Here is a 13,081-nt window from a genome sequence, read left to right on the forward strand (position 1 = left end):
TTCCGGGGCGATCGCATTTTGACGGGGCGGCGAGGAGGCAAGGATGCAGACTGCGGGTTGGATGATTGCGCTGGCGCTGGCGGGGGTGCCGTTCCCGGCGCTTGCCCAGTCGAAACCCGATTTCGGCGCGAACCTGGAGCGGTTCGACTATCCCTATCCGGTCCGCTGGTTCGAGACGCGCGCGCAGGGCGAGGCGGTGCGCATGGCCTATCTGGACGTCGCCCCGACTGCGGCCGCCAACGGCACCACCGTCGTGCTGCTGCACGGCAAGAACTTCTGCGCGGCCACCTGGGGCGAGACGATCGGAGACCTGGCGGCACGCGGTTATCGCGTGATCGCGCCCGACCAGATCGGCTTCTGCAAATCGTCCAAGCCGGCGGGCTTCCAGTACAGCTTCCACGCGCTGGCGAGCCTGACGGCGGCGCTGCTCGACAAGGCGGGTGCCGGGCGGGTCGTGCTGGTCGGCCATTCGACGGGCGGCGTGCTCGCGACCCGCTTCGCCCTGCTTTACCCCAAGCGCCTGTCGCAGCTGGTTCTGGTCAACCCGCTGGGCCTGAACGACACGCTGGCGGAGGGCGTGCCCTATACGCCGCTCGACGGCCTGCGCGCCGAGGAGGCGAAGACCGACGCCGGCTCGATCAAGGCCTATCAGCTGCGCAACTATTACCATGGCCAGTGGCGTCCCGCCTATGATCGCTGGGTGGCGATGCTCGCCGGGCAATATGCGAGCGCCGAGGGCGACACGGTGCGCGAAGCCCAGGCGCGGCTTTCCGACATGATCGAGACGCAGCCCGTCGCGGCCGAGCTGTCGCGCGTGGCAGTGCCCGTCACCCTCCTCATCGGCCAGCTCGACAAGACCGCGTTTCGCGCCAACACCGCGCCCGAGGCGGTGCGGGCGAAGGTGCGCACCGTGCCGCAGGCGGCGGAGGCGGCGGTGAAGGCCTTTCCCAACGCGCGGCTGGTGCGGCTGCCGGCGCTTGGCCATTCGCCGATGGTCGAGGACCCCAAGAGCTTCCACCTCGCCCTCGCCCACGCGATCCGGCACTGAACCTGGCCGGCGCGCTTTGCGCTGGGGTCGCCCGCGTACTATAGCTGTTCCATGGCAGAAGACCTGTTCGCGTCGCCCTCCTCCACCACCGCCAGCAACAGCTACGACGCCTCGTCGATCGAGGTGCTCGAGGGGCTGGAGCCGGTTCGTCGCCGCCCCGGCATGTACATCGGCGGCACGGACGAGCGCGCGCTGCACCACCTGGCGGCCGAAGTGCTCGACAATGCGATGGATGAGGCCGTCGCCGGCCACGCCAACCGCATCGAGGTGACGCTGGAGGAAGGCAATCGCCTGACCATCGTCGACAACGGCCGCGGCATTCCGGTGGACCCGCACCCGCGCTTCCCCGACAAGTCGGCGCTGGAGGTGATCCTCTCGACGCTGCACTCGGGCGGCAAGTTCACCGGCAAGGCCTATGCGACCTCCGGCGGCCTGCACGGCGTCGGCATCAGCGTGGTCAATGCGCTGTCGTCCGACACGGTGGTCGAGGTCGCGCGCGACCGGCAGCTGTATCGCCAACGCTTCGCGCGCGGGCAGACGCTCGGGCCGCTCGAAAAGGTCGGCGCGGCGCCCAACCGGCGCGGTACTTCGGTCGCGTTCACGCCCGATACCGAAATCTTTGGGGACATGCTTTTCAAGCCAGCGCGGCTGCACAAGCTGGTCCGCTCCAAAGCGTATCTGTTCGCGGGCGTCGAGATCCGCTGGCGCTGTGCTCCCTCGCTGATCTCCGACGACACCCCGGCTGAGGCTGTCTTCCAGTTCCCCGGCGGGCTCGCAGACCATCTGCGCGAGCAGATCGGCGGGCGCGAGTGCGCGACCTCGGATTTCTTCGCTGGCACGCAGGAATTTCCGGACGCGCAGGGCCGCGTCGAATGGGCGGTCGCCTGGCCGCTGTGGAGCGACGGTAGCTACAGCTGGTACTGCAACACCATTCCGACGCCGGACGGCGGCACCCACGAGCAGGGCCTGCGCCAAGCGCTGGTGCGCGGCCTGCGCGGCTTCGGCGAGTTGGTGGGGCAGAAAAAGGCCAAGGACCTGACGCCCGACGACGTGCTCACCGGGTCCGAAGTGATGCTGTCGGTGTTCATCCGCGATCCGCAGTTCCAGAGCCAGACCAAGGACCGGCTGACCTCCCCGGACGCCACCGCGCTGGTCGAGAAGGCCGTGCGCGACCATTTCGACCATTATCTTTCCGACAACATGGAGCGCGGCCGTGCGCTGCTCGGCTATGTGCTGGAGCGGATGGACGAGCGCCTGCGCCGCAAGCAGGAGCGCGAGGTCAAGCGCAAGACGGCGACCTCGGCCCGCAAGCTGCGCCTGCCCGGCAAGCTCACCGACTGCGCCGCCGACGATCCTGCCGGCACCGAGCTGTTCATCGTCGAGGGCGACTCGGCCGGTGGCTCGGCCAAGCAGGCGCGCGACCGCAAGACCCAGGCGATCCTTCCGATCCGCGGCAAGATCCTGAACGTAGCCAGCGCCACCAGTGCCAAGATCCTGGCGAACCAGGAGATCGCCGACCTGATCCTCGCCATGGGGTGCGGCACGCGCAAGGACTGTGATCCCAGCCACCTGCGCTACGAGCGCATCGTCATCATGACGGACGCGGACGTCGACGGCGCGCATATCGCGACGCTCTTGATGACCTTCTTCTTCCAGGAGATGCCGGACCTGGTGCGGCGCGGGCACCTCTATCTGGCGCAGCCGCCGCTCTATCGCCTGACGGTAGGCGCCAAGAGCCTGTACGCGCGCGACGATGCGCACCGCGCCGAGCTGGAGCGCACGGTGTTCAGGGGCAAGAAGGTCGAGGTCGCGCGCTTCAAGGGCCTGGGCGAGATGAACCCGATGCAGCTGCGCGAGACCACCATGGATCCCAAGTCGCGCTCGATGATCCGCATCACCCTGCCCCAGGAATATGAGGAGCGCGCAGGGGTGAAGGACCTGGTCGACCGGCTGATGGGCAATAATCCCGCCCACCGCTTCGCCTTCATCCAGGAGAATGCGGCAAGACTGGACGAAGAAGTCATCGACGCCTGAAAAGCGCGTGACAGACCACGTCGCCGCTTGATAGCCTTGTCATCGGAACTCCCGATGGCGAGGTCTTGGCGATGCTGCGAACTGCACTTGGCGTGTCCCTTTCCATGCTGCTGGCTTCGACGGCAGCGGCCCAGGAGGCGCCGGAGAGCGCGGGAGGCGAGGTCGTCGTCACCGCCGTACGGCTGGAGCAGACGGAACAGAGGCTGGCCGCGTGCATCGCGCGGCACTGCCCTCCCGCCGAGGACGTCGCCGCCTCGCTCTCCCATGTCGAGAATCAGTTCGTGGCGGGAGCGTATCGCGACGCCCGGCGGACGATCGGGGAGGCGATCCGGCGCAACCGCGGGTTTGCAAAGACCAATCCCGTGGACGTGGCCGTGCTCTACCGGGCCGACGCACGGATCCACGCCCACCTGGGCGATGGCGACGGGATGAAGGCCGCCATGCGGGGCATGCTCGCCTCCCTGCGCGCGGGGCTCTCGGAGGACGATCCGCAGACGCTCTATGGCCGTATCGAGCTGGCCGATGGGCTTTCCGAACTGGGCAACATCCGTGGGGCGGAACGCGAGTACAAGGCCATTGCCGAGGACGCGGCGGCAGCCGGGCAGCCGACGATCCGGAACTTCGCGCTACTGCGTACCGCTTCGCTCAAGGTCTCCCTTGCGCAGCTCAGCGAGCGGTTTCGCCCGGAGGCCCGTGCCGCGCTCCGGCAGCTGAAGACCGCCTCCGCGTCCGATGCGGCCGGCTTCCGACTGGCGACACAGGTGCTGGAGACCCGGCTGGCGATGGCCGAGGGAGCGCCGGATGCGGTCGATGCGCTGATCGCCCGAGTGCAGGCGGAACCGGCCAGCACGCCGCGCCTGCTCTACAGCGAGCCGGTCAAGCTCGGCGCCGGCAAGTGGGACGATCCGCCGCTCCAGAGTTATGAGGACCAGTGGATCGACGTCGCTTTCTGGATCGGTCCGGACGGCCGCACCCGCGACGCAGCGCTGCTGCGGCAGAGCGAGCATTACAGCGGTGGCTGGAACAAGCGCGTGCTCGAGTCGCTGGCGTCCCGCCGCTATGTGCCGCTGGCACTCCCGCCGGGCGACCCGGGGCTCCTGCGGGTGGAACGCTACACCATCACCTCTCGCCTCGCGACGAAACTCGGGTCGCGCATTCCCCAGCCTACCGGCCTGCCGCGCGTGGAAGTGCTCGACCTGACGATGGACGCACCGCCACCGGGCATGAACCCGCAGCGGGCGAGCTGAGCGGGTGCCGCTTTGCCGGTTTCGGGCCGCTGCGTTGGGAGTCGCGCTTGCGACGGGCACGTCGCTCGCCGCGCAGGAAGCGCCCGCTCCTGCCGCTGAGGCGCAGGCGGTGACCGCATCGCCGGAGTTGCGGCAGCGGGCCGAGGCGCTGGCGGCGGCGATCACGGGGAGCATCGCCTATGACCGCTATTTCGCGCCCAGCTTCCGCGCCGCGATCCCGGAGGCGGCATTCCGGCAGGTGCGCGACCAGCTGACGGGGGGCCTCGGCAAGCCCACCCGGCTCGAAGCGCTGGTGGCGCGTACGCCCCATGTCGCCGACTTCCGCCTCGGCTTCGAGCGCGGGACTGCGGTCGGGCAGATCGTGGTCGATCCCGCCGCCCCGCACCTGGTGACCGGCCTCCGGATCACCGGCAGCGAACCGCGCGAGGCGCCGGAGGCGAGCATCCAGGCGGTGGTGGAGGCGATCCGTGCCCTGCCGGGTGCCACCGGCTTTGCGCTCGCGCGGCTGGAGGACGGCGGACCCAAGCATCTGGCGGCGCACGATCCTGCCACGCCGCTTGCGATCGGCTCCACGTTCAAGCTGGTGATCCTGGCCGAACTGGTGCGCGCCACGCGGGCGGGCGAGCGCGGGTGGGACGACACGGTGACGCTGGATGGCAGCCCGCTTCCGGGCGGAGGCTATACGGGCAAGCCTGCAGGCACGCGCGTCTCGCTGCGCGAGCTGGCGACGCAGATGATCTCCGTCAGCGACAATTCCGCCACCGACATCCTGCTGCGCGCGTTGGGGCGCGACAAGGTGGAGGCGATGCTGCCGGTGATCGGTATCCGCGACGCACGCGGGCGCAACACGCCGTTCCTGGGGACCCTGGAGGCGTTCAAGCTCAAGGGCGTGGAGGGCGGTGCGCTCGGGCGGCAGTGGGAGGCGGCGGATGTCGCCAGCCGCCGCGCGCTGCTGGACGGAGCGGTCGCGCAAGCACCGGTGTCGGCGATCCCCGCCTCGCTGTTCCAGGATGGCAAGCCGATCCGGATCGCGACGATCGAGTGGTTCGCCTCCGCCGACGACCTGCTGCGGGTGATGGACTGGCTGCGACGCAATACCGAAGGTCCGGCCGGAGCGGAGGCGCGCGCGGTGCTGTCCAAGAACCCCGGCATTGCGCCGGCGAACGCCGCCCGCTGGGATTGGGTGGGCTACAAGGGCGGATCGGAGCCCGGGGTCATCAACATGACCCTGCTGATGCGCGCGAAGTCGGGCGGCTGGGTTGCCATGGCCGGGAGCTGGAACAACCCGCAGGCCGCGATTGACGAAGCGCGGTTCGTCGGGTTGATCAACAAGGCGGCGGCGCTGGCTGCGCCGTAGGAAGTGCGCTGCGGCGCGCTGGGGGGCCTTACGAGCTACTCCAGTGCTCCTGCGCAGGCAGGAGCCCAGGGTTCGGAACGCTATCGGCCGTTGCTCTGCTTGGCCCTGGATCCCTGCCTTCGCAGGGATACGGTGGAGGGGTTGGTACCGTCCCTCGATATTCCCCGCGTCGCGGCGAGGGACTGCGCACCTCTCGATCGTCCCCCAACTGGGCCCGGCCTTCGCCGGGGTACAGAAGGAATGTGGGAAGCGCTTCCGGCTCAGGCCTTGGCCTCGTCCTCTTCCTCGGGCGGGGCGTTGCGGGCGCGCTTGCGTTCGGTGAACCAGATGCCGATCAGCGCGACCTCGTAGAGCAGCACCAGCGGGATCGCGAGGAGCATCTGCGACCAGACGTCCGGCGGCGTCAGCACCGCCGAAAGCGCGAAGGCAGCCACGATCGCATAGCGGCGCGCGCTCACCAGCTGCGCACGGGTGACGATGCCGGCGAGTTCCAGCAGCATCAGCAGTACGGGCAACAGGAAGGCGAGGCCGAACGCGAACAGGAACTGCATCACGAACGACAGATAGTTGGCGACCGAGGGCAGCGCCTCCTGCTGCACGCCGCCGAGATTGCCCTGGTAGCCGAGCAGGAAATGCAGGGCGACCGGGATGGTCACGTAATAGGCGAGCGCCGCGCCCATCAGGAACAGGACCGGCGTCGCGAGCAGGAAGGGGAACAGCGCCTTTTTTTCCGACCGGTAGAGGCCGGGGGCCACGAACTGCCACAGCTGGTTCGCGATCACCGGGAAGGACAGCATCATCGCCGCAAAGAAGGCGACCTTCACCTGAACGAAGAAGCCTTCGAAGATCTGGGTGAAGATGATCCGCTTCTGCCCCGCCGCCAGCAGCGGCTGGACCAGGAAGGCAAAGATCTGTTCGGAGAAATAGAAGCAGGCGCCGAACGCGATCGCGATCGCGATCAGCGAGTAGATCAGGCGCTGGCGAAGCTCGATCAGATGATCGAGCAGCGGTGCCTGGCTGTCGTCGATGTCCCTCACGACGGCGCCTTTCCATCCAGCGCCGGCGGCTGAGCCGGGCGATCGTCCTCGCCCGCGGGCTCGACATGCGGTTTTTCGACCATGACGGGCGCGTCGTGCGCGTCATTGGGGAACGGCGCCGTGTCCGCTGCGCCCGTTTCAGGGGCGGCGGGGCTGGCGGTGTCCGCAGCCGGAAGCGCCGGATGCTCGCGCAGGATGCGGGCGTTTTCTTCCGCCCACTTCTTTTCCATCTCGGCCAGTTCCGCCTCGCGCACCATGGCGTCGAAGCCGGAGCGGAACTGGCGCGCGACGCCGCGTGCCTTGCCGACCCAATGGCCGACGAAGCGCATTGCCTTTGGCAGGTCCTTCGGGCCGATCACCAGCAGCGCAACCACGGCCACCAGCATCAGCTCGGTCGGAGCGATATCGAACATTCAGCGCCCGTTCGCGTCGAGGGGCGCGCCGGGCGCGCCCGTGAAGATCAGGATCAGCGGTCGTCGCGGGTGCGGTCGGCGTCGCGCACCGGATCGACTACCGGATCGCGAACCGGCTCACGCGGGGGCGCGACCTCGGCATCATAGCCGCGGGTGGCGTCGGTGCGCTGCTCCAGACGGGTCGGGCGCGCGGGCGGCAGATCGTCGTCTTCCTCGGCCATGCCCTTCTTGAAGCTCTTCAGTCCCTTGGCGACATCGCCCATCATGTCGGAAAAGCGGCCCTTGCCGAACAGCAGGAGCACGATGATCCCGACGATCAGCCAATGCCAGATGCTAAGACCGCCCATTGTCACTCTCCATTACGCGTTGGCGCCCACTTAGTCGCTCTCGTCGCCGCTTTCTAGCTCGCCCGCAAGGGCAACGTCGATCGGATCGAGCAGGCCGGCGGCGCGCAAGTCGTCCATTCCGGGCAGATCGCGGCGCGTGCGAAGGCCGAAGTGGGTCAGGAATTCGGGCGTGGTGGCGTAGGTGAGCGGCCGGCCCGGCACCTCCCGACGGCCGGCGGGACGCACCCAGCCCGCCTCCATCAGCACGTCGATGGTGCCCTTTGCGACCTGCACGCCGCGAATCGCCTCGATCTCGGCGCGGGTGACCGGCTCGTGATAGGCGATGATCGCCAGCGTCTCGATGCCGGCGCGGGACAGGCGGCGCGGCTCCTCGCGATCGCGGCGCAGGAACCGGGCGAGATCGGGCGCCGTCTCGAAATGCCAGCGGTCGCCGCGGCGGACGGGCGCGATGCCGCGGCCGGCGTAATCGGCGACGAGCTGGTCGAGCGCACGCGGAACGTCCGCCCCCTCCCCCACATAGGCGCGGATCGCGGCGACGCTCATGGGCGAGTCGGCTGCGAAAAGCACCGCCTCCACCGCGCGCGCCAGTTCGTCGGGTGCGGTGCTCATCGGATGGCCCGGATGCGAAGCGGCGCGAAGGGCGCGGACTGGTCGAGCTCTACCTTGCCTTGGCGCGCGAGTTCGAGCGCCGCGAGGAAGCTGGACGCGAGCGCCGAGCGGCGGAAGGCCGCATCGGCATCCTCGGGCAGGAAGCGTTCGAGGACGGTCCAGTCGAGATGGGTGCCGAGCATCGCCGACACCCGCTCGATCGCGGTCTCCAGCGTCATCACCGGGCGATGCTGGACGATGTGGAGCACCGGGCGGGTCCGCGCGCTCACGCGGCCGTAGGCGGCGACCAGGTCGTAGATCTCCGCCTGCCAGATCGTCTGGCGCAGGACGCGCAGCCCCTCGGGCGCGCCGCGGGGGAAGACGTCGCGGCCGATGCGGTCGCGCGCGAGCAGGCGGGCGCCGGCCTCGCGCATCGCGTTCAGCCGCTCGAGACGGAGTTGCAGGCGGAGCGCCAATTCTTCCGGGTCCGGCTGAGCCTCCGGGTCGCGCGGCAGCAGCAGCGCGGACTTGAGGAAAGCGAGCCAGGCGGCCATCACCAGATAGTCGGCGGCGAGCTCCAGCTTCAGCGCCCGGGCCTGCTCGACATAGGCGAGATATTGTTCGACCAGCTTCAGGATCGAGATCTCGCGCAGGTCGACCTTTTGCGTCCGGGCGAGCGCCAGCAGCAGATCGAGCGGGCCTTCCCAGCCCTCCACCTCCACCGTCAGCGTGTCGTCCGTTTCCATGAGGGTGTTAGACAGGGTCCGCGTGCGGATTGCCAGAGGGGGCGGCGTCCTGTGAGTCTGAGGATCGCAGGCGACTGATCTGGCGCGCAACCCGTACCCCGGCGGAGGCCGGGGCCCAGTTGCGATGTCCTGGCGGGGGTTGCACTCCCTTACCGCCGCCTTCCCAACTGGGCCCCGGCCTTCGCCGGGGGTACGAGGAAGAGCAGCGCGTTTTGGTTCAGGCGAGCGCCAAGAGGGCGTCGCGCTTTTCTAACAGGGGAGCGATGTCGGCTGCTTCGACCGGCCGCGTGACGCTCGCCATGGCGCGATCCAGTCTCGCGCGGCTTTCGGGCGCGATCTCGCCGAGGCGGCCGGCGATCTCGACCATCTCGTCCATGCGCGCCCAGCAGTCGAGCACCAGGTCGCAGCCGGCGGCGATTGCCGCCGCGGCCTTTTCGCCGGCGGTGCCGGACAGCGCCTTCATGTCGATGTCGTCGGTCATCAGCAGCCCGTCGAAGCCGATACGGCCGCGGATCACCTCTCCTATCACGGTCGGCGAGAGGGTGCCGGGGCGCTCGGCATCCCAGGCGCGGTAGACGACGTGCGCGGTCATCCCCATCGGCGCGTTCGCCAAGGTAAGGAACGGCGCGATGTCCTGCTCCAATGCCGCGGCATCGGCACCGACCACGGGCAGTTCGAGATGGCTGTCGACCACCGCGCGGCCGTGGCCGGGCATGTGCTTGACGATGCCGACCACCCCGGCGCGCGCGAGGCCGTCGAGCACCGCGCGGCCGATCGCCGCCACCTGAAGCGGATCGGCGCCATAGGTGCGCTCGGCGACGGCGGCGGTGGTGTCAGGCTGCCGCACGTCGAGCAGCGGCAGGCAGTCGACGGTGATGCCGACCTCCGCCAGCGTGTGGCCGATCGCCTCGGCATTGGCGCGCGCAGCCTCGATCGCGGAGGCGGGGGCGACGTCCCACAGCCGGGCGAAGGCGGCGCCGGCCGGGAATGCTGGCCATTCGGGCGGCTTCATGCGGGAGACCGCCCCGCCCTCCTGGTCGATCAGGATCGGCAGGTCGTCGCGGCCGGTGAGCACACGCAGCGAGTCGGTGAGTGCGCGCAACTGCGGGCGATCGACGACGTTGCGGCCGAACAGGATGAAGCCGGCCGGCTCCACATCGCGGAAGAAGGCGGCTTCACCGTCGGTGAGCGCGGGGCCGGACAGGCCGAAGATCACGGGCTTCATGCCCGCTGCGTAGCGGCTTGGGGGCGGGATTAGAACACCCGGGCGCGGGGTTCGTCGCGCGCTTCTGCGGAGCGTGCCCGGGTTCGAGAGGGGCGTACTCCCGCGAAGGCGTCACTTCTGCGAAACGGGGGCCGCCGTCCTTGGTCGCGCGCGTATTCCTGCGCAGGCAGGAATCCAGGGCCAAGCAGACTAACGCCTTGCGATGCTTGGAACCCTGGGCTCCTGCTTTCGCAGGAGCACGGCGGGAGTTTGGTCCCGTCGCGCCCCTGGGACACGGGGAAGATGCGGCGAGGTGCGCTGCGCCTTCGCTTCGGTCACCCAACTGGGCCCCGGCCTTCGCCGGGGTTACGGTGTCGGGAAACAAGCGCGTCAGCGGGCGATGTAGCAGCCTTCGCCGGCCAGCTTGAGCTTGCCGCACAGTTCGCCCGCCTTGGGAGCGTCGCCCGCGTCGACGCGCAGCCGGTAGACGGTCTTGCCGTTCACCTCGGCCTGTTCGATCGAGGGGGTGAGCGGGGCGAGATAGCCGAAGCGCTTGGTGAGGCGCTGCCAGCTGCTGTTGGCGACGCTTGCCTGCGGGAAGGAGCCGAGCTGGACCACCGAGCCGGAGGCGGTGCGGGCCGGGGCCGCTGCCGCCTGCCGGGCGGGCGCGCGGGCCTGGAGCTGGCCGGCGGAGGCCGGAACCGCTGCCACCACCTTGGCCGCACCCTCGGAGGGGGTCGCGGCGGGCGCCTGTGCCGGTGCCGCCTGGCCCAGAACCGGCGCCTCGGGCACCTTGCTCAGGTCCACGGTCGCAGCGCCCGCGTCCCGGCCTTCGCTGGTCGCGAAGACGGTGTCGCCGGTGCCTTCCACTTCCATGCCGCCGGGCTGGTCGGGCTTCACCTTGTACGGGCCCTTTTCCGCCGTGATGATCGCGCCGTTGCCGCCGCCGCCGCCCGTGACGTTCGCGCCGAAGTTGAGCGCCGCCCAGATGACGCCGCCGAGCACGGCGATGCCGACCAGGACGAGCAGCAGCACCCGCCACAGCGAGGCGGTCGCCTCGGGCGGGGGCTCGACGCTCTCCAGCCACGGCAGGCGATCCTCGTCGCGTGCGTGCATGCCCGTCGCCAGCCGTTCGGCCATCAATGCATCTCCTCGACGGCCTCGACCCCCATCACGGCGAGCCCGTTGCGGATGATCTGCCCGATTGCGTCGGCCAGGAAAAGCCGCGCGCAGGTGAGCGCCGGATCGTCGGGCTGGAGCGTGCGGCGCGACGGATCGTCGTTGCCCATGTTCCAGGCAGCGTGGAATTCCGCCGCCAGATCATAGAGATAGAAGGCGATGCGATGCGGCTCGCGCGCCGTAGCCGCGGCTTCCGCGACGCGCGGGAACTGGGCGGCGCGCTGCACCAGGCGCAGCTCCGCCGTATCAAGCCGGGACAGGTCGACCGTGTCGCACTCGATCCCCGCCTCCCGCGCACGGCGGTGCAGCGAGGCGACTCGCGCATGGGCGTACTGGACGTAGAAGACCGGATTATCCTTCGACGCTTCCACCACCTTGGCGAAGTCGAAGTCCATTTGCGCATCCGCCTTGCGGGTGAGCATGGTGAAGCGGACGACGTCCTTGCCGACCTCCTTCACCACGTCCGCCAGCGTCACGAAGTTGCCGGCGCGCTTCGACATCTTCACCGGCTCGCCGGCGCGCAACAGGCGGACCATCTGCACGAGCTTCACGTCGAAGCGGACCTTGCCCTCGGTCAGCGCCTGGACGGCGGCGACGATGCGCTTGACGGTGCCGGCATGGTCGGCGCCCCAGATGTCGATCAGCTGGTCGGCGGTCTGCGCCTTCTGGAAGTGATAGGCGAGGTCGGCGCCGAAATAGGTCCACTGGCCGTTGGACTTCTTGATCGGGCGATCCTGGTCGTCGCCGAACTGGGTCGAGCGGAACAGCGGCAGCTCGACCGGCTCCCAGTCTTCGGGCGTCTCGCCCTTGGGCGCTTCCAGCACGCCGTCGTAGACGAGGCCGCGCTCGCGCAGCCACGCCTCGGCCGCCTCGGGCTTGCCGGCCGCCTGAAGCTCGGCCTCGGACGAGAATAGGTCGTGGTGGATGCCGAGCAGCGCCAGATCGTCCTTGATCATGACGAGCATGGCGGCCACCGCTTCCTTGCGGAACATGGCCAGCCACTCGCTCTCGGGCGCGTCGACGAAGCGGGCGCCATGCTCGGCCGCGAGCTTCTCGCCGATCGGCTTGAGGTAATCGCCGGGGTAGAGGCCCTCCGGGATCTCGATCGTCTCGCCCAGCGCCTCGCGGTAGCGCAGGTGTGCCGAGCGGGCGAGCACGTCGACCTGGCCGCCAGCGTCGTTGACGTAATATTCGCGGATCACCTTGTGGCCGACGAACTCGAGCAGGCTGGCGAGCGCGTCGCCGACCACCGCGCCGCGGCAATGGCCCATGTGCATGGGGCCCGTCGGGTTGGCCGAGACATATTCGATGTTGACGGTGGTCCCCGCCCCCATCGTCGAGCGGCCATAGTCTCCGCCCGCCTGAATGATGCCGCGCAGCTCGTCGCGCCAGGTGTCGTCGGTCAGCGTCAGGTTGATGAAGCCGGGGCCCGCCACCGACACTTCGGCCACGGCGTCGAGCTTGCCGAGTTCGGCGGCGAGCTTTTCGGCGAGCGCGCGCGGATTGGTGCGCGCGGGCTTGGCCAGCACCATCGCGGCATTGGTCGAGAGATCACCGTGGCTCGGGTCGCGCGGCGGCTCCACCGTGACGGCGCGTCGTTCCAGCCCCTCGGGCAGGTCGCCCGCCGCGACCAGCGCGTCGAGGGCGGCATCGAGATGGGCGGCAAAGCGTGCGTACAGCGTCATGGGCGTTCCGGTGGTGAAAATCAGGCGCGGCTGTAGAGGAGTTTTCCGTTCGCTTGAACCATCATCCTGACGAAAGTGGGATCAGGGGCCGCTACGCCCCTCCCGCTTGTTTCGAGTAGCCGTCGAGCCTGTCGAGACGGCGTATCGAGAAATCGACTGCGGCTCTCTCGACACGGGCTCTCGACAAGCTCGATCC

12 protein-coding genes are annotated in these 13,081 nt (G+C 69.3%); 4 read left to right on the forward strand and 8 right to left on the reverse strand.

Annotated elements, in window-relative coordinates; genetic code table 11:
- The first annotated feature begins 43 nt into the window (after positions 1 to 43).
- The 4 genes from ABDZ92_RS00555 to ABDZ92_RS00570 all read left to right on the forward strand — a co-directional run bounded on the left by ABDZ92_RS00555 (position 44) and on the right by ABDZ92_RS00570 (position 5,686).
- A complete protein-coding gene (locus tag ABDZ92_RS00555; protein WP_272695195.1) occupies positions 44 to 1,048 on the forward strand; it encodes an alpha/beta fold hydrolase in 1,005 nt (334 codons plus the stop codon).
- A 51-nt stretch (positions 1,049 to 1,099) separates the two neighbouring features.
- Positions 1,100 to 3,082 (forward strand): DNA topoisomerase IV subunit B, encoded by a 1,983-nt coding sequence (parE, locus tag ABDZ92_RS00560; RefSeq protein WP_125961433.1) that lies wholly within the window; start codon positions 1,100 to 1,102, stop codon positions 3,080 to 3,082.
- A 104-nt stretch (positions 3,083 to 3,186) separates the two neighbouring features.
- A complete protein-coding gene (locus tag ABDZ92_RS00565) occupies positions 3,187 to 4,329 on the forward strand; it encodes a hypothetical protein (protein WP_125961434.1) in 1,143 nt (380 codons plus the stop codon).
- Between the two features lie 34 nt (positions 4,330 to 4,363).
- Positions 4,364 to 5,686: a serine hydrolase gene (locus ABDZ92_RS00570; RefSeq protein WP_125961435.1), complete on the forward strand. Its 1,323-nt coding sequence runs from the start codon at positions 4,364 to 4,366 to the stop codon at positions 5,684 to 5,686.
- A 260-nt stretch (positions 5,687 to 5,946) separates the two neighbouring features.
- Here the strand turns inward: ABDZ92_RS00570 and tatC are convergent, their stop codons facing one another.
- From tatC to argS, 8 genes are all read right to left on the reverse strand, one after another.
- Positions 5,947 to 6,723, reverse strand: coding sequence for a twin-arginine translocase subunit TatC (tatC, locus tag ABDZ92_RS00575; RefSeq protein WP_125961436.1), 777 nt, complete (start codon positions 6,721 to 6,723; stop codon positions 5,947 to 5,949).
- Positions 6,720 to 7,136, reverse strand: a complete 417-nt coding sequence (gene tatB, locus ABDZ92_RS00580; RefSeq protein ID WP_125961437.1) for a Sec-independent protein translocase protein TatB — start codon at positions 7,134 to 7,136, stop codon at positions 6,720 to 6,722. Before tatB ends, tatC begins: the two co-directional genes overlap by 4 nt.
- Before the next feature lie 53 nt (positions 7,137 to 7,189).
- On the reverse strand, positions 7,190 to 7,483 hold the full coding sequence (locus ABDZ92_RS00585) for a twin-arginine translocase TatA/TatE family subunit (RefSeq protein WP_125961438.1): 294 nt from the start codon (positions 7,481 to 7,483) through the stop codon (positions 7,190 to 7,192).
- 30 nt (positions 7,484 to 7,513) lie between these two features.
- Positions 7,514 to 8,092 (reverse strand): SMC-Scp complex subunit ScpB, encoded by a 579-nt coding sequence (gene scpB, locus ABDZ92_RS00590; protein ID WP_125961439.1) that lies wholly within the window; start codon positions 8,090 to 8,092, stop codon positions 7,514 to 7,516.
- On the reverse strand, positions 8,089 to 8,817 hold the full coding sequence (locus ABDZ92_RS00595) for a segregation and condensation protein A (RefSeq protein ID WP_125961440.1): 729 nt from the start codon (positions 8,815 to 8,817) through the stop codon (positions 8,089 to 8,091). The genes scpB and ABDZ92_RS00595 overlap by 4 nt, the downstream gene beginning before the upstream one ends.
- A 217-nt stretch (positions 8,818 to 9,034) precedes the next feature.
- A complete protein-coding gene (locus ABDZ92_RS00600) occupies positions 9,035 to 10,042 on the reverse strand; it encodes a glycoside hydrolase family 3 N-terminal domain-containing protein (RefSeq protein ID WP_125961441.1) in 1,008 nt (335 codons plus the stop codon).
- Positions 10,043 to 10,411: 369 nt separating this feature from the next.
- Positions 10,412 to 11,161: an SPOR domain-containing protein gene (locus ABDZ92_RS00605; protein WP_241211898.1), complete on the reverse strand. Its 750-nt coding sequence runs from the start codon at positions 11,159 to 11,161 to the stop codon at positions 10,412 to 10,414.
- Complete coding sequence (gene argS / locus ABDZ92_RS00610) at positions 11,161 to 12,885, reverse strand: arginine--tRNA ligase (RefSeq protein ID WP_125961442.1); 1,725 nt, start codon at positions 12,883 to 12,885, stop codon at positions 11,161 to 11,163. The genes ABDZ92_RS00605 and argS overlap by 1 nt, the downstream gene beginning before the upstream one ends.
- Positions 12,886 to 13,081 lie beyond the last annotated feature (196 nt).

The sequence above is a fragment of the Sphingomonas molluscorum genome (assembly GCF_039522995.1).
In the GTDB taxonomy this organism is placed as follows: Bacteria; Pseudomonadota; Alphaproteobacteria; order Sphingomonadales; family Sphingomonadaceae; genus Sphingomonas; species Sphingomonas molluscorum.